General features: G+C 40.0%; 21 protein-coding genes, 6 pseudogenes and 1 other annotated feature. Of the genes and pseudogenes, 7 read left to right on the top strand and 20 right to left on the bottom strand.

Translation table 11 applies throughout. From position 1 onward, the window contains the following. Window positions 1-7: 7 nt before the first annotated feature. Genes yhbY through J7E26_RS10255 form a run of 4 tightly spaced genes read right to left on the bottom strand, consistent with a single transcriptional unit; the run spans window position 8 to window position 2,775 of the window. A complete protein-coding gene (gene yhbY, locus J7E26_RS10270; protein ID WP_214798293.1) occupies window positions 8-298 on the bottom strand; it encodes a ribosome assembly RNA-binding protein YhbY in 291 nt (96 codons plus the stop codon). After that, window positions 292-1,134 carry a shikimate dehydrogenase gene (aroE, locus tag J7E26_RS10265; protein ID WP_214798291.1) on the bottom strand — a complete coding sequence of 281 codons (843 nt, stop codon included), beginning with the start codon at window positions 1,132-1,134 and terminating at the stop codon, window positions 292-294. Before aroE ends, yhbY begins: the two co-directional genes overlap by 7 nt. 19 nt (window positions 1,135-1,153) lie before the next feature. Beyond that, window positions 1,154-2,254 carry a ribosome biogenesis GTPase YqeH gene (yqeH, locus tag J7E26_RS10260; protein ID WP_214798289.1) on the bottom strand — a complete coding sequence of 367 codons (1,101 nt, stop codon included), beginning with the start codon at window positions 2,252-2,254 and terminating at the stop codon, window positions 1,154-1,156. A 2-nt stretch (window positions 2,255-2,256) separates the two neighbouring features. Further along, window positions 2,257-2,775, bottom strand: a complete 519-nt coding sequence (locus tag J7E26_RS10255; RefSeq protein WP_061521878.1) for a YqeG family HAD IIIA-type phosphatase — start codon at window positions 2,773-2,775, stop codon at window positions 2,257-2,259. Between the two features lie 357 nt (window positions 2,776-3,132). Here J7E26_RS10255 and sda point away from each other — a divergent pair, with 357 nt between their 5' ends. Further along, complete coding sequence (gene sda / locus J7E26_RS10250) at window positions 3,133-3,273, top strand: sporulation histidine kinase inhibitor Sda (protein WP_003152850.1); 141 nt, start codon at window positions 3,133-3,135, stop codon at window positions 3,271-3,273. Window positions 3,274-3,402: 129 nt separating this feature from the next. On the opposite strand, the gene J7E26_RS18475 is transcribed toward sda, so the two are convergent. The 3 genes from J7E26_RS18475 to J7E26_RS10240 all read right to left on the bottom strand — a co-directional run bounded on the left by J7E26_RS18475 (window position 3,403) and on the right by J7E26_RS10240 (window position 5,147). Continuing rightward, complete coding sequence (locus tag J7E26_RS18475; protein ID WP_285288978.1) at window positions 3,403-3,537, bottom strand: hypothetical protein; 135 nt, start codon at window positions 3,535-3,537, stop codon at window positions 3,403-3,405. Between the two features lie 73 nt (window positions 3,538-3,610). Further along, a complete protein-coding gene (locus tag J7E26_RS10245; RefSeq protein ID WP_396019836.1) occupies window positions 3,611-4,315 on the bottom strand; it encodes an SGNH/GDSL hydrolase family protein in 705 nt (234 codons plus the stop codon). Window positions 4,316-4,412: 97 nt separating this feature from the next. Then, the gene (locus J7E26_RS10240; protein WP_214798285.1) at window positions 4,413-5,147 is read right to left on the bottom strand and encodes a polysaccharide deacetylase family protein; all 735 of its coding nucleotides are present in this window, start codon (window positions 5,145-5,147) and stop codon (window positions 4,413-4,415) included. Between the two features lie 276 nt (window positions 5,148-5,423). Here J7E26_RS10240 and J7E26_RS10235 point away from each other — a divergent pair, with 276 nt between their 5' ends. Beyond that, a complete protein-coding gene (locus J7E26_RS10235; protein WP_214798283.1) occupies window positions 5,424-6,050 on the top strand; it encodes a TVP38/TMEM64 family protein in 627 nt (208 codons plus the stop codon). 403 nt (window positions 6,051-6,453) lie between these two features. On the opposite strand, the gene J7E26_RS10230 is transcribed toward J7E26_RS10235, so the two are convergent. Continuing rightward, window positions 6,454-7,710: an MFS transporter gene (locus J7E26_RS10230; protein ID WP_214798282.1), complete on the bottom strand. Its 1,257-nt coding sequence runs from the start codon at window positions 7,708-7,710 to the stop codon at window positions 6,454-6,456. Between the two features lie 53 nt (window positions 7,711-7,763). Next, window positions 7,764-8,002: a binding site (T-box leader), on the bottom strand. 194 nt (window positions 8,003-8,196) lie between these two features. Here J7E26_RS10230 and sigK point away from each other — a divergent pair. Beyond that, complete coding sequence (gene sigK, locus J7E26_RS10225; protein ID WP_214798280.1) at window positions 8,197-8,925, top strand: RNA polymerase sporulation sigma factor SigK; 729 nt, start codon at window positions 8,197-8,199, stop codon at window positions 8,923-8,925. Window positions 8,926-9,262: 337 nt separating this feature from the next. On the opposite strand, the gene J7E26_RS10220 is transcribed toward sigK, so the two are convergent. The 8 genes and pseudogenes from J7E26_RS10220 to J7E26_RS10185 form a co-directional block, all read right to left on the bottom strand. After that, window positions 9,263-9,628, bottom strand: coding sequence for a hypothetical protein (locus tag J7E26_RS10220; RefSeq protein WP_214798278.1), 366 nt, complete (start codon window positions 9,626-9,628; stop codon window positions 9,263-9,265). A gap of 374 nt (window positions 9,629-10,002) precedes the next feature. Then, window positions 10,003-10,260: a hypothetical protein gene (locus J7E26_RS10215; RefSeq protein ID WP_214798276.1), complete on the bottom strand. Its 258-nt coding sequence runs from the start codon at window positions 10,258-10,260 to the stop codon at window positions 10,003-10,005. 93 nt (window positions 10,261-10,353) lie between these two features. Continuing rightward, a complete protein-coding gene (locus tag J7E26_RS10210; protein ID WP_214798274.1) occupies window positions 10,354-10,587 on the bottom strand; it encodes a hypothetical protein in 234 nt (77 codons plus the stop codon). Window positions 10,588-10,935: 348 nt separating this feature from the next. Beyond that, window positions 10,936-11,391, bottom strand: a complete 456-nt coding sequence (locus tag J7E26_RS10205) for a sigma-70 family RNA polymerase sigma factor (RefSeq protein WP_214798272.1) — start codon at window positions 11,389-11,391, stop codon at window positions 10,936-10,938. Between the two features lie 102 nt (window positions 11,392-11,493). Beyond that, a complete protein-coding gene (locus tag J7E26_RS10200) occupies window positions 11,494-12,117 on the bottom strand; it encodes a hypothetical protein (protein WP_214798270.1) in 624 nt (207 codons plus the stop codon). A 9-nt stretch (window positions 12,118-12,126) separates the two neighbouring features. Beyond that, on the bottom strand, window positions 12,127-14,208 hold the full coding sequence (locus tag J7E26_RS10195; protein ID WP_214798268.1) for an RHS repeat domain-containing protein: 2,082 nt from the start codon (window positions 14,206-14,208) through the stop codon (window positions 12,127-12,129). 131 nt (window positions 14,209-14,339) lie between these two features. Further along, a pseudogene (locus J7E26_RS10190) lies at window positions 14,340-14,545 on the bottom strand (XtrA/YqaO family protein). A gap of 82 nt (window positions 14,546-14,627) precedes the next feature. After that, window positions 14,628-15,056 (bottom strand): RusA family crossover junction endodeoxyribonuclease, encoded by a 429-nt coding sequence (locus J7E26_RS10185; protein ID WP_214813308.1) that lies wholly within the window; start codon window positions 15,054-15,056, stop codon window positions 14,628-14,630. 29 nt (window positions 15,057-15,085) lie between these two features. Between J7E26_RS10185 and J7E26_RS10180 the strand changes: the two are divergent. Beyond that, window positions 15,086-15,235, top strand: a pseudogene (locus J7E26_RS10180) (transcriptional regulator); the annotation flags it as partial. A gap of 563 nt (window positions 15,236-15,798) precedes the next feature. Here the strand turns inward: J7E26_RS10180 and J7E26_RS10175 are convergent. Continuing rightward, window positions 15,799-16,197 (bottom strand): hypothetical protein, encoded by a 399-nt coding sequence (locus J7E26_RS10175; protein WP_214798264.1) that lies wholly within the window; start codon window positions 16,195-16,197, stop codon window positions 15,799-15,801. Between the two features lie 127 nt (window positions 16,198-16,324). Here J7E26_RS10175 and J7E26_RS10170 point away from each other — a divergent pair. The 3 pseudogenes from J7E26_RS10170 to J7E26_RS10160 form a co-directional block, all read left to right on the top strand. After that, window positions 16,325-16,842: pseudogene (locus J7E26_RS10170) on the top strand (ImmA/IrrE family metallo-endopeptidase). Next, window positions 16,842-17,240, top strand: a pseudogene (locus J7E26_RS10165) (sigma-70 family RNA polymerase sigma factor); the annotation flags it as partial. The pseudogenes J7E26_RS10170 and J7E26_RS10165, both read left to right, overlap by 1 nt. A gap of 339 nt (window positions 17,241-17,579) precedes the next feature. Further along, a pseudogene (locus tag J7E26_RS10160) lies at window positions 17,580-17,723 on the top strand (excalibur calcium-binding domain-containing protein); the annotation flags it as partial. Window positions 17,724-17,806: 83 nt separating this feature from the next. Here J7E26_RS10160 and J7E26_RS10155 read toward each other — a convergent pair. The 3 genes and pseudogenes from J7E26_RS10155 to J7E26_RS10145 all read right to left on the bottom strand — a co-directional run. Continuing rightward, a pseudogene (locus J7E26_RS10155) lies at window positions 17,807-18,067 on the bottom strand (beta-xylosidase family glycoside hydrolase); the annotation flags it as partial. Window positions 18,068-18,160: 93 nt separating this feature from the next. Continuing rightward, the gene (gene manA / locus J7E26_RS10150) at window positions 18,161-19,111 is read right to left on the bottom strand and encodes a mannose-6-phosphate isomerase, class I (RefSeq protein WP_214798262.1); all 951 of its coding nucleotides are present in this window, start codon (window positions 19,109-19,111) and stop codon (window positions 18,161-18,163) included. A 15-nt stretch (window positions 19,112-19,126) separates the two neighbouring features. Further along, window positions 19,127-21,088, bottom strand: a complete 1,962-nt coding sequence (locus J7E26_RS10145) for a fructose-specific PTS transporter subunit EIIC (RefSeq protein WP_214798260.1) — start codon at window positions 21,086-21,088, stop codon at window positions 19,127-19,129. Between the last annotated feature and the right edge of the window lie 22 nt (window positions 21,089-21,110).

Raw genomic sequence — 21,110 nt, 5'->3', positions numbered from 1 at the left:
AACCACCTTACGGAAGCTCGATTTGTTTATTTTCCTTTGATTCTTTATACAGCACGATCGTGTTGCCGATCGTCTGCACTAAATGAGAGCGGCAGCCTTTGACAAGCGCTTCAGCGACATCGTTTTTATCCTCTTCGCAATTTTGAAGCACGCTGACTTTAATCAGTTCTCTTGCTTCCAGTGCTTCGGCAATCTGTTTCACCATGTTTTCGTTGACTCCGCCTTTTCCTACTTGAAAAATAGGTGTTAAATGGTGCGCTTTTGAGCGCAATAAACGTTTTTGTTTTCCTGTTAACATTGTGTTCCTCCTAGTTTTCCTTCAACAATTGCTCTCATTAACCCGCTGTCAGGCTCTTGTCCCGTCCATAGCTGAAAAGACAGCGCCGCCTGTTCAACAAACATGCCGACTCCGTCCAGGGTCGTTAAGCCCTTTTTCTCGGCTTCTTTTAAAAATGCGGTTTGAATCGGGTTGTAGACGATATCACAAACGATCGCGCTCTTTTTGGCGCGTTCCAGTGAGAGCGGTGCGTCGTCTGTATTCGGGTACATGCCGACAGATGTGGTATGAATGATGACATCATATTGTTCAAGCTGCTTTTCAGCTTCCTGTAATGTAAGGGCATGTTTATTTTGAAAAGAGGGAGCTGCCTCGATCAGCCGGCTTGCTTTTTCCGGGGTGCGGTTGCATACGTCAAACTGTTTCGGCTCAGCACGGACGATCGTCGTGAAGATGGCTCTCGCCGCTCCCCCCGCTCCTATCATTAAGATGGAAAGCTCCGATAGGGGTTTGTCCAATACCTTTACTAAGGACTTGAAAAATCCTTCCCCGTCAGTATTATACCCGATAAGCCTGTCTCCTTCTCTTTTGACAGTGTTGACGGCTCCGAGTACTTTTGCACTTTCATGGATATCATCCAGGTGCTCCATAATGGCCACCTTATGCGGAACTGTCACATTAATGCCGCTGATGCCGAGCGCCCTGATGCCGTTAACGGCGTCCTTGAGATCATGAGGTTCCACCTGAAACGCAAAATACTGCCCGTCAATATCCTTATCTTTTAAAGCCGCGTTATGAATATCGGGTGACATCGAATGCCCGATCGGATTTCCGATAACTCCGTACAATTGTTTCATGCTCCCTCTCCCCTTCTCTCTATATTAATGAACGGCGGACAAATACGTGAACGCCTTTCGGAGCGTATGCTGTGATTTTTTTATCTGCATCCTGAACCGTCACCCAGCCCAAACCGGAAAAAACGATATCCGTTTTCCCTTCCTTGATTGTAAACGTATGGGCTGTAAGCTCCGGAAATTCGTCCAGATCATCTTTTCCGGGCGGTGTAAGCAATTCCCCGGCATGCTTTTCGTATAAAGCATCAGCATTTTCAAGTTTTGTTCTGTGAATCATCAATTCATTCGGCATATAGCAGACAAACGCCGATCTATCGCCTGATACATAATCAAACCGGGCGAGACCGCCAAAGTAAAGCGTTTGTTTATCATTCAGCTGGAATGTGCGCGGCTTTAATTCTTTTTTAGGCGTAAGCACCTTCAAGTCACGTTTGTCCACGTAATGCGCCATTTGGTGATGGTTGATGATTCCCGGCGTATCATAAAGCGCTGATCCGTCATCAAGCGGGATTTCAATCGCATCGAGCGTTGTGCCCGGGAATTGAGAGGTGGTGATAATATTCTCTTCCCCTGATACTTCTTTAATAATCCGGTTGATAAACGTTGATTTACCGACATTTGTGCATCCCACCACATAAACATCCCGGCCTTCGCGGTAATATTCAATGGCGTCGATCACTTCTTTTATTCCTTGTCCGCGGGAAGCGCTGACCAAAAATACATCAAGCGGCTTTAATCCGTATTCCTTCGCTTCGCGTTTCATCCATTGAACGAGCCGTTCCCGTTTAAGAGATTTCGGCAGGATATCCGCTTTATTTCCGACTAAAAGGATCGGATTACCGCCGACAAAACGACTCAGCCCGTTGATCCAGCTTCCGTTAAAATCAAATATATCAACGACTTTCACAACCAGCGAGTCTGTCTCGCCAATGCTGTGCAAAATATTTAAAAAATCATCATCCGTTAATGAAACATCTTGAATTTCATTGTAATTTTTCAGTCTGAAGCAGCGCTGGCAGATCACACTCTCTTTTGCAAGCGATGCCTGAGGCGCATAGCCAAGACCGTTTTTATCCTCGGTTTGGATCGTTACTCCGCAGCCGATGCAAACAACCTTTTCCATTCCTAATCCTCCCACTGAATGTGCCCTTTGCGTTTTAAAGAACTCAATATTCTCCGTTCAATTTGGCGGTTAAAGCGTGTCACAACTCCGTCGGAGGAAGCGACAGGCACGACCAAAATGGTATGGTAGCCGTGTCTGTTTCCGCCAAGCACATCCGTAAGCAGCTGATCGCCGATCACGACACAGTCCTCTTTTTTCAGCTCCATGCTGCGGACGGCTCTCTTAAAGGCGCGTCCCATTGGTTTTCTCGCCTTATAGATAAACGGAATGCCAAGCGGCTCCGAGAATAATTTAACTCTTCGTTCATTATTATTGGAGACGATCGTTACTTTAATGCCGTGCTCCTTCATTTCTTCAAACCACTCTATTAAACGCGGAGTCGCACTCGGTCTGTCCCACTCAACGAGCGTGTTGTCAAGGTCTGTAATAATTCCTTTCACATTGCGTTCCTTGAGCTTTTCCGGTGTGATATGAAAAATATTTTTTACAAATTCGTCAGGTAAAAAAAACTTTTTTAACAAAACCCGCACCCTTCCCTTTTCTTTCTATCTTAAATTTGTCGAAACCGGTCGAACTTAAAAACAAAGTCGGCCTGAACAAAAAAATTTCGACAAAAATTGGGTTTCTTCACCAGTTGTGGATAAAATTACACACATTATCCACTCTTATTCCATCCGGATTTATACAAATTATAAACAAGATACTAACAAGTTATCCACTTATGAGTGTGGATAACAGAACGATTGTTCTTATTTGTAATTCATGGTAGATTAAAGATAACCTCAATGAATGGAACGCAACCTGCCATCATATGCTTACGCATGATGATTTATTCCAACTGATAAGGAGGTGCCACTCCCATTAATTGGGTATCCGGCATGAGAAAGCTTTCTGATGAGTTACTAATAGAATCTTATTTCAAAGCCAATGAAATGAATTTGAGCCGTGAATTTATCGAGTTAATTGAAAATGAAATCAAAAGAAGATCGCTCGGACATATCATTTCCGTTTCTTCTTAACAGAAAAATGACCCGGGCGCTTTCCTTTTTTTACTCAGATGACTGATATTATATCACTTCGGTTATGCGCATTACTACCACTTTCAACAAAAAACACCCCTAAAATAGAGGTGTTTAAGAGGACTGCTGTTATATGGCGAACCAATATCGGCCGCCCAATACGAGAAGAACGACGAGCAGCACAACAAAAAATGCGTATCCGTAACCCGCATTCACCCGCGGAGGCGGACATACAGGATACGGCGGAGGAAAACCGCAGTTCATAGCAATCGCCCCCAATTCATGTTTTAATACAGCCTATGAAACAGAAACAAAACGGTTTAGGCAGCTGTCGGAATCAGCGTTCCAAAACCCGCCCATTTTTTATGCCTTCATACACAATTCTCGCGCCTTTTGGCGTCATATGATTTCCTGAAGGATCTATCAGCCCTGATTGGATCAGCGCATCGTCTGTATCTTTGCCGGCGTCAGCGCGTATAAAGTGCTTCCAATTATCTATCAAAGGCACCTTTAAATTTTTGGCGACCTGCCTCGTGATGCCGTTATAGGAGTTGTGCCATTTTCTAGCGCCGCCTTTCGCTTTAAAGGCTGAAGCTTTATATCTTGAATAGTAGAAAAGATGATGCGTACCGTTTCCTTCTATAACAGGAATACACGTCATTAAAATCGGCTTAATGCCGTGCTTTCTGCTTTCGTTTATAAAATAAGTCAGATTTTCTTTAAACCGTTTTTTTGAGACTCTCGGTTTATTTTTGGTCAATATTCCCGCATCATTTGTTCCGAACATGATAAATACATATTCAGGCTTTCGGTCAAGCACATCGCTTTGAAAACGTAAGCGCGCATCCTCCGTTGTCTGGCCTCCTATGCCGGCATTGACAATAGACAGATGGCCGCGTTCTGCCGTTTTTAATATGTTTACCCACTGCTGCGCCTTTGGATAATCACGATAATCCCAGTTGGAGCCGCGCGTATTGCTGTCGCCGAACGCTACAACATTCTTCTCTATGTCTCCGGCACACCCCGACAATAGACAAATCATCGAAATAAAAAGTACAGCATATTTCATTTTCTCTCCCCCCAAACCTTACCTTTCTATGGTACACATCTCTTTCCCGGCTTTCAACGCGGCGCTCTTTTTAATGAATTTCAAACGGATCAAAGTCCGGGCCGATTAAGTCTGAGACTTTTACAAAAGTATATCCTTGCTTTTTCAGCTGCGGAATGATTTCTTTAAGGGCTTCAACTGTTTGTCGCCGGTTTCCTCCGCCGTCATGAAGAAGGATAATGTCGCCATCCCGTGCATTTGAAACAATATGCCTGACAATTTTCCCCTTGCCCGGTCTTGACCAATCCATCGGATCTTGGTTCCACGACCACATGACGATGTGATAGCCTTCTTTTAAGATGCTTTTAAAGGCGGTATGATTCAGCGAACCTCCAGGCGGACGAAATAACTTGTCCCCTTCTGGCTGAAGCGCTCTGATCTGCTGTGCAGAGCCGTGAAGCTCTTTTAAAATAGCCTTGCTTTTTAAACGATGAAAATAGACATGATTCATCGTATGGTTACCGATTTCATGACCTTCCGCCACAATACGCTTTGCAGTCACGGGGTATCTGTCAATATGGCTTCCGATACAAAAAAAGGTTGCTATGACGTTATGTTTTTTCAGCACGTCTAAAACAGCCTCCGTATAAACCGGATGCGGGCCGTCATCAAATGTTAAGGATAGCTTCTTTTTTTCAGACCTTATGTCCCAGTACACGTTTCCCGTTTTCTCCATGTCACTTCTTTTTAACGACTTTGCATCGGCAGAAACAGCAGTGAAACTTGTGAGAACGCATATGAAAATGATCAAATGAAAGCATCTCAACGTTTACACCTCCAGTAAACACTACTGTTAACGTGTCCCCTTTTTTAAAAATCATTCTGCCCATAAAATATGTACATGACCTGCTGCAGAAGCAGATGACATTGATTATGACAGCACCGCTTTCAGCTTGGCTATTGTTTTCGGGCCGTTTTTATAATGGATACCATTTTTATCCCTTACCTGATAAAGAATGCAGAGGCGCGCTTGATGGACAGCCTATTTTAATAGAAGGAGAAAGATTTGTGCTGTATACTAATCAAAGAGGTGAACATATATATGATAAAGAAGGGACTCAGCCTTGGAGTCATTATTGCTGTGATCATCATCGGCTTTATGCAAAAAGACGTTTGGCTCGATTTGATTAAGGCAGGCGGTATATACGCCATATTGCTTAGCATGCTTTTGGTCGCGGCTGACGTGTTTTTTCCGATTGTTCCGTTTGCGATTATCGCTGCTTTAAACGGGGCGGTTTTCGGCATTGTAAATGGGGTATGGATTACGCTGTCAGGTGCGATGTTCGGTACGATGGCATTGTTTTTTCTCGTTCGGTACGGATTCAGAGATTGGGCGAGGAAGAAGCTGATGGCTTACCCGGCCGTTTCGCATTATGAAGATTCCTTTCACCAGCACGCGTTTACGGCAGTTCTTTTAGGCCGGCTCATTCCGGTCATCCCGTCGCTGGCCATGAATACCGTCTGCGGATTAAGTAAAATCAGATGGGCGGTCTTTTTTTCTGCCTCACTGATTGGCAAAATTCCCAATATTATTATTGTGACCGTCGCAGGTGCTTCTTTCACAAGCAATAAACTGCTGTCTTTCGGGATTTACGGAGCATACATGCTTGTATTAATGGTGATCATTTATAAAAAGTTTCCTCACCTTTTAAAAGCATCGAAAAAATGAAGATTGTATATGAAAGGACAAACCGCCCTTTCATATACGTTATTTCTGCTGTACTTCGCCTCTCATTCTGATAACCTTCCCGTCTGGCTCCAAACCGAGCGCCTGCATATTTTTCTTTTTGTAAAATACCAGTGCCCCTCTGTTGCTTGGTGAAACTCTGAGGTGGTATTCCGTCACACCGTACGTTCGAAGAAAAAGCTATAACCGATTTCTTTATGTTGATATGTTTTGATCGACAGCTCGAGCTGTCCAATCGGCTGCTGATGATGATAAACCATCACAAAACCGTCAGGAAAACGTTTGATCTATCCGGACAGCCAGCCGAGATATTCTTCCCTGTAAAGCGTCAGCCGTTCCAAAGCTTGCTATAAAGGAATCCTTACGGAAGGAAACCGCTGTCTCTTCATGTTTGTTTAGTTTGATCCGCTGAAAATACACCAGAAGCCCTTCTTTTTGCGGAAATGAATAAGAATGAGCAAAGAACGACAGCCAGAAGCAGCATCACGGCGGCGCCTGCCATGACAATGTGCTGAATAGAGGCCCTGATCGCCAAAAATCCGAATAATCCCGTTATCAGTAGAATGAAGACGGCTGCAAATAATGAATAAAGGCTTCCGACCCTCCCCATGATGTCAACCGGGATATGCTTTTGGTAAAACGTCAAAAATCCTGTATTCGCAAAAGAGAGAAAAAAAGCAAGCAGAAAGAAGCCGAGAGCTGCCGTCCAAAAGAATTCGGAAAAGGCATAAATCATATACCCAACAGATACGAGCAAGGCGCCGATTCCCATTAATAAAGAAGTCGGCAATTTTTTGATGAGGATCACATTCACAAGCGCCCCTGCAATAATGCCTGCTCCCGCAACACTGACAAGAAATCCGTAATCCGCATCTGTCAGCTGAAGAACGTCTTTTGCAAACGCCGCTTCAAGCGAATCAAGAGCTGACGCCATCACTGTCATAACCAGACTGAATAAAAAATAAATAATCATGACATTTCTTGCAGTGCGGCTGAATCGGTACACAAGCTGCCAATCTTCTTTATATACCGCCAAAGAAAGCTTCTTTTGGCGTGCCTGTACATAAACATCCTTTTCGAGATTCGGCAGCATCATCGTGATGATACCGGACAGGCTTAAAGCTGCCGCATTCACCCAAATCGCAAAAATCGGCGTACCGGCGATAAAAAGCAGCCCGGCTGCAGCCGGTCCGAGAAGAAAAGCCCCTGATTCCAGCAAAGCCCGCAAAGAGTTGAATCGTTTTCTTCTGTCAGCAGGAATAAGTAAAGTCACATACGCCATCGAAGACGGCCGAAACATCGCATTGGCCATATTGATGAGAAACACAATACAATAAACAGAGTAGACAGACCATACGCTCAGCATCAGCGGCAGGACCATAATTAACGCAGCCCTGAAAAAATCAAGCGTACACATGATATTCCGTTTATTAAACCTGTCGATTAAGCTGCCGGCCCACACATTTGTCATCAAAACAGCCGCGGGCCTTATTAAATAGAGGACAGACACCGCAAATGCCGATCCCGTTTCTTTTAAGACAATCAGATTAAGGGATAAAAAATAAATCCATTCCCCGATGTTTGATACACCGATCCCGCCCAATAAAAGAACCGGGTAACCCCAAGACTTGATGCCCTTCATCTAAAACCCCTCCTTTATAAATTAAAAAACCCCCGCCCCCAAGACAATAAAGTCTTGAGGACGGGGTAAAAGCCCGCTATGCCACCTCAATTCGTTACGATGCCGTCACCATAACTTTTCCGGGTAAAGAAGCTTACTCGATAACAGGAGTAACTGCCGCATCATCCTCAACTCCCGATTCCGATGCGAAGCTAAGAGGCTTGCTTCAACAAATCCATTCATACTCCTTTCCAGCTCCCGGAGCTCTCTGCCATGAATGATATTTGTCTACTCTTCTCTGCAACGCTTTTTGGCTGTTTTCACTTGAGTTCCTTACTTTCTATTTTTTAACAATATATCGTCTAAAACCGTAAAAATCAAGCAGATGGAAGAAAAAAACATGCAGGAATGTCCCTTTGATTAATTTCCCTGTACAGACACAGACAGCCTTACCGCCACATACAGTTACATATAGGCTTTTGCCTACATAACTTTGTGGAGGTGAGGATGGTGACAGGTGTTTTTGCAGCGATCGGGTTTATTGTGAAAGAACTCGTGTTTTTAGTATCATACGTGAAAAATAATGCCTTTCCACAACCGCTCTCAAATAGTGAGGAAAAAAAATACTTAGAGCTGATGGCTCAAGGAGATGAGCACGCCCGCAACATGCTGATCGAACATAATCTTCGGTTAGTGGCTCATATTGTAAAAAAATTCGAAAACACGGGAGAAGACGCGGAAGATCTGATCTCCATCGGAACAATCGGGCTGATCAAAGGGATTGAAAGCTATTCAGCCGGAAAAGGCACGAAGCTTGCCACATATGCCGCACGATGTATTGAGAATGAGATTTTAATGCATCTGCGCGCCCTGAAAAAAACAAAAAAAGACGTCTCCCTTCATGATCCGATCGGCCAAGATAAAGAAGGGAATGAAATAAGCCTGATCGATGTTCTCAAGTCAGAAAGTGAAGATGTGATCGACACCATTCAGCTCAACATGGAGCTTGAAAAGGTCAAAAAATATATCGACATTCTAGACGACCGTGAAAAAGAAGTCATCGTCGGCCGATTCGGGCTTGATTTGAAGAAAGAAAAAACACAGAGAGAAATTGCCAAGGAGCTGGGCATTTCACGGAGTTATGTCTCGCGGATTGAGAAGCGGGCGCTGATGAAGATGTTTCATGAGTTTTACCGGGCAGAGAAGGAGAAGCGGAAGAAATCGAAGGGGAAGTAAGCGGTAAGCCGGGTCTGACATTCCGGCTTTTTCTGTATTTTTTAGGGTCATGATAAGTTCAATGATCAATTGATCCGCGGACGATTCCATTACAATATTACATGCCATCCCACTTGAGAAAGCAACTTTTTTGTTATCAATATGTAGTCATGATGGCAAGGTAGTCTTTATGCGCTTGAATGTACTTTTCTGCCATCTACATCCACCGTAGCCTCCTTTGAATTGAGTTGTTTTGGAAAGTAATTTCTAAAGTGAAAGGTACTCAAATCATTACATTGACTAAATTGCATATTCTGAGTATTAAAAAGCACAAAAAAGATACCTTTAAGGTATCTAGTTATAAAGTATTAAAAGAAGCCATTGACATAAAAATAGAGTTTAAGTGTCTATTGTCCTTATCTAGATCAACAACTTCTTCGAGACACTGTGCATAAAATTTAGTTCCAATTCCGGTTAACTTCCTTATTACGTGTTCATTCATTTCATGTTTTAACATATTTACCACGGAGTATTTTATTAGACCATTTAAATCACTTCTATCTATACTATTCTTTAAGAAATTAGCCGTATCAGCTGTAGTCTTTTTTAATTGTTCTCCCCCAAATTCAATAAGTAAAAAATCGTTATCTTTTTTAAAAGTAAGTTCATTTATTAATTTTAAATATTTTTCAAATTGACCTCTGAAATTATTAGGTAAAGGCACAGAATAATCATTTATCTTTAAAATTGTTATATTTAAGGTCTAGATTATTTTTTTCAAGTTGCAAATTATTTCATAGCGTACCCCAGTTAATATTATCAATTTAATGATTATTGCTGATCTAAATTTATTAAAATATCTTTTCTCTTCAAAGGCATTTATATATATATCATCTGAATTTAATGTTTCATCACATTGCTTAATGAGATCATTGACCTCTTCTTCAAGTAATGTATTAAAACCTCTACTGTCTTTTAATATAGAGTTGTTTGAGATAAATTCATTCATTTTATATCTATATGATGAATGATTGCTAGCTGATAAATTTAATACTCTCTTTCAAAGTCGAGGTTCTTGATACAATGTTCAGATTGGAGTTACAGAAAAAATTTTTTTATAACAACACTATACATATAAGCAGTTTCTTTTTTTAAAATTTTTTTCTTGCTCTGTGATCGATTTTCAATATTAAATTTTAAAGAATCAATTATCCCTTCTGTTCTAACACCTTGAAGAAAATCTATAATTGTATCATCAGTGACCTTTAAGTGTCTCAGGTAATCTTTAAGAGCCTTCAAATGAGTGAAATATGTATAAGGTACACTTTCAAGAAAAGACTCAAGTATTTGTTCCATTTTACTCATCTCCCATCTTATTATCGACGAAAGACAATAGTAATGGTAATATTCGCAAAATTTATCGACAAAAAAAGCACCCTACAGGATGCTTTATTTTCTGCTCTTTATGTAATCTTCCTTACTGATACCTAAAAGCTCCGCAGAATGCTCATCAGCTGAATGTTCTAAATGATGCATTTGGTATTTAACGAATTCTTCTTCAGTAAATACCTTTTTATCGATGAGAATATCAATTAGAGCTTCTATTGTGCACTGACGGTTTACCGATCCGCCTGCTAACTGTTCTAACAAATGTTGCTGATTAACATTAATTGTTCTTGTCATGTTTTCACCTCCCGCCTTAATATCTGCGAAAGGTTTCGACAAAGAACATTTTGTAGAATTTGTCGAACGATTACGCATTACACAGATCCTTTTTTATATTAAAATTGTTTCAAGCTTTTGTAAGCTAGGTGAGCGCGGCTCTCACGGTTAATCCGAACAGGTCGAAATCCTTACTCGCCTAGAGGGGGGTGTGGTTATGGAAATCCACATCAAAATTTCCCGAGAGTTTGCAGTCGCTATTTTGATTGCAATCGCTCATGCCTTTCTCCGTTAGGAGAGAGGTTTTTTGTTTTTTAATTTATTTCTAACGCGAATTATTAAACGCTCCGCGCCGACCTGCCCCCCATTTTACACTACAGATTTTTTCAGATTCAACAAACGCTCAAAGTGGCAATCTTGGCATAATTGGCTGATCAACTCGTCTTTCATTTTGCGTACAGTTTCCCGTGAGATACCTAAGTGAAGAGCAATAGCACGGTAACTCATCCTTTCCATCATGCAATCATAGATGACTTTATGCTGCTCCCCTTTGATCTTTTCTGTCCCCAACTCAACTGCATATACTCGTTCCTCATAGTACTTAAGACGTTTGAAAAGACGTTCTTCACTCATATCCATTTGCCGCTGCTCAGCCTGGCTCTTCCCAGGACTTCCTTTTGGCATAGCAGCTTCTAACCCATATTGTGCAACACCCCAATTCTTCATTGGAATTACTGAACCATAGAGTACCCTCTGCAATCGATGAACCTCTTTTGCCATCCAGTGATAGCTATTGATTAGATTTTCAATATCTTTTCGATTCATGATTGTGTCCTCCTTTTCCAAATAAAAAACGGACACCAAACAAACAGCGTAATACTGCAAGTTTAGTGTCCGGAGGCTTTCCATCTTGGACTATTGGTTTGTTTATAAGAATTTAGGATTTAATAATTGTTCAATCTTTTTCTTTTCTTTCTCTAAAACCTCTTGGTCCTTAAAATAAACTTTAAGTGTTAGTGAATCTGTAAACATAAACACCTTATCTCCATCAGCAAAAAATAAATATTGATTATTTCTCGCAGCCATCTTCCCTAATATTGAAAAATCACCTAAATTATCGATTTTATAACCTCTGCTTATTTCAACCAAGGTCGCCATATCATCATACAAATCATTAGATGATAAAAATTCCTTGTATTCTTTATATACAGGAGCTAGCTCATCTTCCTCAATATCTTCTAAATCAATTTCTCCTTCCCAATCATTGCTCAAATACGGAGTAACAATTGTTTGGTTGAAAGTTGATAAATAAGGAGAAATCCATTGAAAAAATTTATTTTCAATATCTATCCACTGTTGTTTAGAGATCTTAATATCTGAATACTCATTATCAACCGATTCAAAACCAAATGAATCATAAAAGTCTTTTATTTCAACAATGTCTTCTGGGAGACCAATAACAAGTTTATGGTGATTCTCCTCTTCATTTTCCCAATTAAAAAATTGATATTGAGATAAAACACTTAATAGTTTTGTTGTTTCTAATTTCATTTTTTCCACCTATTTAGATAAAATTTTTCCTTTACCGTCAAGTGAAGCGACACGTTTTCCACTCTTGTCTTTCAGTTTCCATTTACGTCCACCATGTCCGGCATTATCTTTTTCGATTGTCCAACCTGTTTTTGGATTCTTATAAGCTTTTTTACCTTTAACCTTTTGATTAAACGCTCCTAAATCTACATGGGAATCACTTTCTAACAATCTTCCTGGAATATCAAATCTTAAAACTGATCTATGGTGAGACCAAAGAGATTTTACACCCAGATAGCCTAAATAAATTGCTGCTGCCCCTATTACAACTTCTCCTACGCCTGGAATAGCAACTGCTGCTAATGCTATTGGTGTATTACCGGTCGGATCATAGTATCTTAACGGGTTGTTATTTGCATAATTATAACCATTCTGTGTGACTAACTGGTCTTCTGTGCCGTACCAGGCATCCCTTGATAAAAAGACCGCAGTAGAAGGGTTATAGTACCTGTTTTCTAGATAGTATAATCCAGTTTCTTTATCATATTTATAACCAGCATAATTGATATCATTATCTTTAGCATAGTAACCAGTTTGTTCAGTTATATTTCCCCATGAATCGTACTTATAGTTTGCAACTACTTGCCCTTTTTCATCAGTGATTTCAATCACATCACCTCTTAAATTATGGTGATAATAAAAAGTTTGATTTTCACTGAAGTCTTTGACACTATTAACTTCCCCATTTTTCAAGTATGTATAATACTTTGTAATGTTATGATTTGCATCAGTTTCATAAATCACTTTGTTATTACTGTCATCATACACATAATTGGTAACTTCGTCACCTACTTGCTTTTGTATCCTTCTGCTATACTCATCATATTTGTATTTGATAGTCTCGCCAGATTTTTTGTTAGTTGCTTCAACAAGACGTCCTGCTTCATCCCAAGTATATTTAAAAATATCATTTTCAATCAACTGACCGTTGTCATTGTATGAACTTCCTTGTGATTCAAATTGATTCAATTTATTAAATGTATAGCCGTTTAATGTTACTTTACCAGTTTTCCTGTCAGTAACTTCCTTACTAATACGGTTGCCTTTTACATCGTAAGAATATTTAATAATTTGGTCTTTAGAGGTTTCTTGTAATAGTTGATCATTATCATCATACTTATATTCTATTTGATCATCTTTTGTAGTATCAGAAACTATATTACCTTTTTCATCATATTCATATTTATCGTTACTTAAAACATTTCCTGCTTTATCAAAAACAGTTTTCTCCGTCATAACTCCCTGTTCGTTATAAGTAAGCGACTCTCTTAGACCATTCTTATAAGAATAACTTATTGGCTGGCCTTGATCATTATATCCGATATCAGTCTTACTGCCTTCTGATGCTATGCTAATTAAGTTGTTTTCCTCGTCATATTTATGATTTTCATTAATATAATTAGACTTATTCTTTACTTTAATTGAACTCAGAGCTAATTGATTATACTCCCAAGAGATGTCTCCATCATCAGTATGTAATTCTCTTAATCTTGATAAATCATCTAAAGTAGTGACTTTATTTAGCCCCTGCTCCTTATTTTGGACAGCATAATCAGTTAATTCACTACCAACTACTGTTCCATCATCTTCTTTTTCCCCGGCTTCCTTATCTACGTAATTAGATTTTTCCACAGTGTACTTATCAGTTTTATTTAGACTTAGGGAACTGACTTCTCCATCATCATCAAGGTTAAATTTTATTTCATCCTTTTCTGGATTTTTAATTTTTACAACTTGTCCGGCTTCGTTATATGCATATTCCGTAACATTTTTATCAAAATCAATTATTTTAACTACTTGATTTTGATCATTATACTCATAAGTAAGTTCATTTATAACTTTATTATTTTTGTCTTTTGTTGTTTCTTTAATAATATTTCCCTTATCATCATAGGTATAATATAACTTTGCTCCAGAATCGTCATATGTCTCTACTAACTTTTTGTTTAATTCTTCTGCATTGGCATAAGATGTTCCAACTCCTGTAACAAACATAGATGTTGATAGAGCAACGAGTGTTAACTTTGAAGCGAAACGAGTCTTTTTACTCACGAAAATTCCTCCTCTATGTAATTCAACCTATATATTTATATTACATCTCTAAATATTTTTCCATTTTTTTCGAACGACAAAATTCGACACTCGCTCTCTTGTAACAACATCTTTATGAAAAATTCTAACTATCATTTCACCTTAAACCCCATCTCATGATCAACCCTTGCAAAGCTCCCCTTTACAGTTTGAATAACAGTCTTACCGTGATCCGAAGCATCTAAGACATGAGCAGTTCCCCGATTCCCATCTAAAACGATAATCTGAACTTTCCCAGGGTCAATCTTCTGCTGAATAGTTAAGTCTTTTTTATGTTTGTTTCTCTTGGATTGTACACTTAAAGCGCCCCCCTGTGTTACGATAGAAGTACCAGTTCATATCAAGAACACTGAGGCTAAGCACTTCGGTGTTTTTTATTTTTAGACAGAAACCTCTTTTATCATGACCTCAACCCTCGGCTCCCCGCTATAAAACTTACTGACTTTCAAATCCACCACCTGACTATCATCTTTATAAATAAGATGGTTTAAAGCATCTTTCACACCCTTCACATAGTTATCAATATCAGGCTTCGTTGTCGGCCGCAGAAGACCATTTTCAGCTTGTTCTTTCTTCTTTTTTGAGTTTGAAACTGATTTTGGCATAGGTCTGTACACTTTGACATCCATTGCGACAGGGCCAGTAACCACATTTTCAGGTCGATGCTGAGACGCAACCAATGCTACATACTGTTTAAAATACTTTGATTTGGCTGGATCTCGCATATGCACCTTCCCATTTCGTATTGATCCACGCGGCCGTCCTTGTGCGACTGGCTCACCATATACAGTGAACTTAATGCAAACCAACTATTCTTTACCTCCCGTCAAGCTTCGGGAAATTATTCCAATACAAAGCAAAAAAAGTATTAAACGATCCTGAAGCGTTCCTTGCAGCAAAAGACGGAGAAATAACTGATGAGATCTTACAGAGTGCTTTGGAGATTATAACGGAGCAATTAAAAGAAAGACGGAAATCAGATAAATAAACGCCGTTAATTTATTATTATTTATTTCTGTTTATTATGTTTAATTCTGTTTACTAATAAGATATAGATACCCATTTATATCTCAATCATTTCCTCATTTATAAAGTGATTTTTTAACCCCTTAGAAACCCTTACATGACAAGGGTTTTTGTTGCTTTTCTCAATTATATTTTTATTTTTATTTTACATTTTCATATATAAAAATGAAGTGGTTGATTACATAAGGAGCATTTATTGTGAAGAGAACGATTGAGTTTGTTTTAAGTTTGATAGGGAGCATATTGGGTGTTATAGCATCTATTCTAGCTTTAGATATCTCCATTTGATTTATTTTTTATTTGATTAATATTTTGAAATGACAAGCGACCTTCTTGTTGTGGCATGGGTATCTTTGATCTTTTCATGCATAGGGAGCTATACTTATGATCATCCCTGAAAACATGGTATTTGTAAGAAAAGAAAAAACTGCTCCTACAGCAATTTAGAGCAGATTATAACACAACAGAACCGCGAGTGACGGTTCTGTTAGTGTAAATTCATACTTTAAATAAACTAATTCATTATTATTGAACAGTACCATAATCAAAATCAATATCTTTCTTGTCTAAATCCCCCTTAAAATTTTTAGCATAGGTCATGGTTAAATGTACGCTTTTATCTATCCACCAAGTTCCATCATCGGTATTCGTATCCCAAGTAACATCTATATCTCTGCCGTAATTCTCAAGAAACACCAAAGTCCCAACAGCTACTGTTTTTCCGTTGATCTTGTAATATATTAAAACAATTTTCTTATCGAATATACCTGTCCCGTGCTTTACGATTGTTAAACTGTAAGGCTTATTAGGACATTGCTCTTCAAGTATAAATTCAGGATTTAAAAATAACACATAACAGATGAATAAAATTGGCACAATCATTAACCTTTTTAATAATTTTTTATTGATATTAAACCCCTCCAACAAGAAAACTCCGTTTAGCAATCCATTTCATTTGGATACCCTTGCATCTTTTGGACGTTTTTCCTATAAAAAAAGTTGTGCCTCCCCTATAATATTTAACGAATCCAATTTTTAGATTGGTAAGGAGATTTTTCATCTTGAGGTATGCAAACAGCATTTAGAGGATTGGATTGAAAATTTATACAGGAAAATTGATATTACAGAACCTGAACAAATGAATTTTGAACGGATTGCGTAGCGTATCAGGCTTTCTTTTAAACCTGTTACAAGCTTCACACTAAACACAGCGGAATTTATAATATATCCTCGGACAGCGAAAAAGCCGAAGTGAACAATGGTATGATTTCGCTCATGAACTTTTCCATATATAGACATAAAGGTGATAAAAAAACAATGCCGTCAACTTGGACTGATTATTTGGAATGGCAGTCGAATTATTTTACATATCACTTTTGCATTCCAACTGTCATGTTGCGTAATATCAATCTTCCGTACATACAAACACATGCAATTGAAAATGTGGCTTGGCTATTTAAAGTATCCCCTTCGTTCGCGGAGAAACGTTTGACCATTTACTACAGAAAGCTGACACAACATTTATTTAATCAAACAGTTGCGGGAAATCTCTGCACCCCCCTTTTGTAATTAATAATGAGATTTTAATGCATCTGCGCGCCCTGAAAAAAACAAAAAAAGACGTCTCCCTTCATGATCCGATCGGCCAAGATAAAGAAGGGAATGAAATAAGCCTGATCGATGTTCTCAAGTCAGAAAGTGAAGATGTGATCGACACCATTCAGCTCAACATGGAGCTTGAAAAGGTCAAAAAATATATCGACATTCTAGACGACCGTGAAAAAGAAGTCATTGTCGGCCGATTCGGGCTTGATTTGAAGAAAGAAAAAACACAGAGAGAAATTGCCAAGGAGCTGGGCATTTCACGGAGTTATGTCTCGCGGATTGAGAAGCGGGCGCTGATGAAGATGTTTCATGAGTTTTACCGGGCAGAGAAGGAGAAGCGGAAGAAATCGAAGGGGAAGTGATGATCGGAGTTATCACAAAAAAAAGCAGGCTATGGTTAGCTTGCTTTTTTCGTTTCAAATTGTATATTAGTGAATCCGACACGGTTATTCCTTATTTTTAAGAAATCAATAGCGCCTCTCGCTTTCAGCCTTTTTATCCTTAAAAAATCGAAAGGGCCATAATGTTTTTGCGATATGACTATGACATCAATTTCGGCATTTCACTTAATTCATCCCCGGCTTTGTCAGTCGTTTTCGAAACCCCATTCGGCTCGCATGTTCAACCCGGACATTAGGGAAGGACGCAGAATGGCCGATCCAAGTGATTGGTTTTCGTGGTAAAACAAGGTCTCCGCGCTAACAGAAACATTTGCAAAATGCACTGAGTTAAGAAAGAAATATCCGAATGGAGGGCCTAGTTCCCACCCTGCTTATCAATCTAAAATGGACAGGGATCATGACAGCTATGCCTGTGAAATTTTCTGCTGTAAAGTAACTCCATAAGGTATTCTATGTATTTTTATCTGTTTTAGTAATCCTTATAGATAGAGTTGACATTGCTTTTTAAACACGAATTTTTTTAATGATATAGAAACATCAATTTCAAAATGGAGACTTTGCCAACGTCTGGCTACAAATGCCTGAGTAAATGTCGAGGTTAATGATTCATGACCGTATAATCGCAAATGATTTGGCACTTGAGTCAATGAACCTAATTCATTCGTGAATGGGATCCTTAAAGTTTGAAAATTGATATTTAATTTTAAATCCTCGAATTCATCAACTTCCGGATAGGTTGCTGGAAACATTTTTTCGGGTATAGAAGGTGCTTCTACCTCCAAACTTCCAATTAGAAATTACTTAATGTCCCGTCTGATTTAGACAAAAGGTTTTTCATATTTAAGAATGGAGTCAATCGCATTTAGAAGGGTTTAAAAATATCACAAATTAGACACTATACACTTTGCGTGACCCGAGAGTTTGAATTCTTCAATTCCGCAAGGCAGCATCATATGATCTCCTTTTTTAAAGTGATTTTCATGCTCGCCGGTGAAAATCCTGCCTTCCCCTTCAATCACACTGACAAGAAGGAAGGGTTTTTGCTGCTTTACGCTTGCTGATCCTGATAAATCCCACTTTCTCACTGAAAAATAAGGGCATTCAACCAATGCGGCCGTGAGCAAATCATCTGTTTGTTCATATTGAACAGTTTGCCGATCCGGGGCTGATGGAACATCTATCACTTCTATGCTCTTTTCCAGATGGAGTTCACGTTTCCTGCCGTCTGCATCTTTTCGCTCATAATCATATAATCTGTAGGTTGTATCTGCATTTTGCTGCGTCTCTAAAACGAGAATACCTTTCCCAATCGCATGAACGGTACCGCTTGGCACATAGAAGAAATCCCCCGGCTTTACCTTTACGCGGCGCAGGAGCTCATCCCATTCTCCAAGCTCGATCATCGAGAGCAGTTCTTCCTTTGTTTTTGCGTTGTGGCCGAAAATGATCTCTGCATCTTTTTCGCAATCAATGATGTACCAGCATTCGGTTTTTCCAAGCTCCCCGTTCTCATGTGTTTTAGCAAACTCATCATTCGGATGCACCTGAACGGATAAGTCTTGATCTGCATCTAGAATTTTTGTGAGAAGAGGGAAACGGTCCCCTTCAAGATGTCCGAATAAATGTCTGTGATGTTCCCATAATTCACTGAGCGTAAGCCCTTTGTACATCCCGTTTTGAACAACGCTTTGTCCATTTTTATGAGCGGCAAATGCCCAGCACTCCCCCGTTCGTTCTGACGGAATTTTATAGTCAAAAGCAGTTAAACCGGTGCCGCCCCAAATCCTTTCTTTGAAAACAGGCTTAAAAAATAAAGGTGCAGTTGTTGTCACGAAAATCCCTCCGATTTATATGATTTCATCCAGCAGCTCATATGCCTCTTCTTTTGTTTGCACGGAGAGCAGCCGCTTCCTGTAGCTGTCATCCATTAGTTTTCGAGATAACATCTGCAATATCTTCAGATGCTGATTCCCGCCGCTCTCTTTCGGTACGGCAATCATAAAGATTAATTTTGCATCTGATCCATCCAGGCTGTTCCAATCAACGCCTGATCGTTTTATTCCAAACGCAACACTCGGCTTCCTGACGGCTTCAGACTTCCCGTGCGGAATTGCGATATTCATTCCAATCGCTGTCGTTCCCTGCTCTTCACGATTCAAGATCGCTTGTTTAAATCCGCTCTCTGAAAGGAGGATACCTTTACGGGACAATTTTTGGATCATTTCATTGATAATGTCATCCCTGGTTTCCCCGGATAAATGTGGTTCAATCAGCTCTGTACTGATAATGTCGGTCAGTTTTTTGATTTCCGTCATCTCGGCTTTTCGGCTTTCAGCTTGAATGGGCTGCTGTATTTCTTTTGCTGCTGCCGCTTCACTTGAAACGGCAGGTGATGCAGCTTCGCTGTGGAGGGGGGGCGCATCCGTAATATCTTTTTTTAGTACATTGACAAACAGAGCGGTGACAAGAGATCCTGCAATCACGGCAATAAAAAACATCAATACATGATCAACCGCTCCAAGCACAGCAACTATAGGTCCGCCGTGTGCTACTCTGTCGCCCACATGGCCAGTCATGGCTATCACCGAACCAGTCATAGAACCCGCCATAATACTTGGAATGACCCGAAGAGGGTCCTGCGCCGCGAATGGAATGGCGCCTTCAGTGATACCGAAGAGTCCCATTGTAAATGAAGCTTTTCCCATTTCTCTTTCTGACGCAGCGAATTTTCTTTTCCCTAAAAATGTCGCAATCCCGAGGCCAATCGGCGGTATACAAATGGAGACGGCAATCGGTCCCATAATTTCATAATTTCCTTCTCCAATCATTGCCGATCCAAACAGAAATGCCACCTTGTTTACGGGACCGCCCATATCAAATGAGATCATTGCGCCTAAAATCAATGCCAGCAGGATCGAGCTCGAGCCTTTCATCCCCGCCAGCCAAACCGTTAAAGATGTGAACATTTGAGCCACTGGTGCGCCGATCAAAAACACAAACGCTAAACCTACTATCAGTGATGCAAACACCGGAATAATGATAATCGGCATAATCGGCTGGATTGCTTTTGGGACTTTTACTTTTTTTATCCCAAGTGCCGCATATCCCGCCAGAAATCCGGCAATAATTCCGCCGAGGAAACCGGCGCCGCTTGCGCTGTCGTAAAAACTTCCAGTCGCTGCAATATATCCGCCGATCATCCCTGGGACAAGTCCCGGTTTATCGGCGATGCTATATGCGATATATCCGGCTAAAATCGGGATCATGAATGAAAATGAAGCACTGCCGATCTGTTCAATTGTTTTCCAAAAAGAAGCATCCGGAATGAGTAAGCCTTTAGGTGTTTTCTCGCCTCCAATCGTCAATGCAACCGCTATCAATAATCCGCCGACAACGATGAAAGGAACCATAAAAGAAACGCCGTTCATTAAATGACGGTAAATAGGATTTTGTTTCTTTTCATGTTGATTGTTGGATTCCGATTTTGAAGCTGACCGATAAACCGGTATATCCCCGCTAAGTGCTTTCTGAATCAATTCTTCCGGTTTGCGGATGCCGTCCTGAACCCTGACCGACAGCAGTTTCTTGCCTAAAAACCGGTCTTTGTTTACTGAGCGGTCTGCAGCAATAATGATCGCGTCCGCTTCCCGAATCTCTTCTTCAGTCAGCTTATTTTCTACCCCGATCCCTCCCTGGGTCTCAACTTTGATGTCAACGCCTAATCTGTCTGCAGCTTTTTGCAGGTTTTCGGCTGCCATATATGTATGGGCGATTCCGTTCGGACAGGATGTAATCGCTAACAGTTTCATACACAAATCCTCCTTTAAAGTG

It is taken from the genome of Bacillus sp. ISL-51, assembly GCF_018613535.1.
Classification (GTDB): Bacteria; Bacillota; Bacilli; order Bacillales; family Bacillaceae; genus Bacillus.
This window is presented reverse-complemented; position numbering and strand designations above follow the sequence as displayed.

Bases quoted from the DNA above. Each gene is read 5' to 3' on its own strand.
- yhbY (WP_214798293.1), bottom strand. From the start codon at position 298: ATGTTAACAGGAAAACAAAAACGTTTATTGCGCTCAAAAGCGCACCAT.
- aroE (WP_214798291.1), bottom strand. From the start codon at position 1,134: ATGAAACAATTGTACGGAGTTATCGGAAATCCGATCGGGCATTCGATG.
- yqeH (WP_214798289.1), bottom strand. From the start codon at position 2,254: ATGGAAAAGGTTGTTTGCATCGGCTGCGGAGTAACGATCCAAACCGAG.
- sda (WP_003152850.1), top strand. From the start codon at position 3,133: ATGAGAAAGCTTTCTGATGAGTTACTAATAGAATCTTATTTCAAAGCC.
- J7E26_RS18475 (WP_285288978.1), bottom strand. From the start codon at position 3,537: ATGAACTGCGGTTTTCCTCCGCCGTATCCTGTATGTCCGCCTCCGCGG.
- J7E26_RS10245 (WP_396019836.1), bottom strand. From the start codon at position 4,315: ATGATTTGTCTATTGTCGGGGTGTGCCGGAGACATAGAGAAGAATGTT.
- J7E26_RS10235 (WP_214798283.1), top strand. From the start codon at position 5,424: ATGATAAAGAAGGGACTCAGCCTTGGAGTCATTATTGCTGTGATCATC.
- J7E26_RS10230 (WP_214798282.1), bottom strand. From the start codon at position 7,710: ATGAAGGGCATCAAGTCTTGGGGTTACCCGGTTCTTTTATTGGGCGGG.
- sigK (WP_214798280.1), top strand. From the start codon at position 8,197: ATGGTGACAGGTGTTTTTGCAGCGATCGGGTTTATTGTGAAAGAACTC.
- J7E26_RS10215 (WP_214798276.1), bottom strand. From the start codon at position 10,260: ATGGAACAAATACTTGAGTCTTTTCTTGAAAGTGTACCTTATACATAT.
- J7E26_RS10210 (WP_214798274.1), bottom strand. From the start codon at position 10,587: ATGACAAGAACAATTAATGTTAATCAGCAACATTTGTTAGAACAGTTA.
- J7E26_RS10205 (WP_214798272.1), bottom strand. From the start codon at position 11,391: ATGAATCGAAAAGATATTGAAAATCTAATCAATAGCTATCACTGGATG.
- J7E26_RS10200 (WP_214798270.1), bottom strand. From the start codon at position 12,117: ATGAAATTAGAAACAACAAAACTATTAAGTGTTTTATCTCAATATCAA.
- J7E26_RS10145 (WP_214798260.1), bottom strand. From the start codon at position 21,088: ATGAAACTGTTAGCGATTACATCCTGTCCGAACGGAATCGCCCATACA.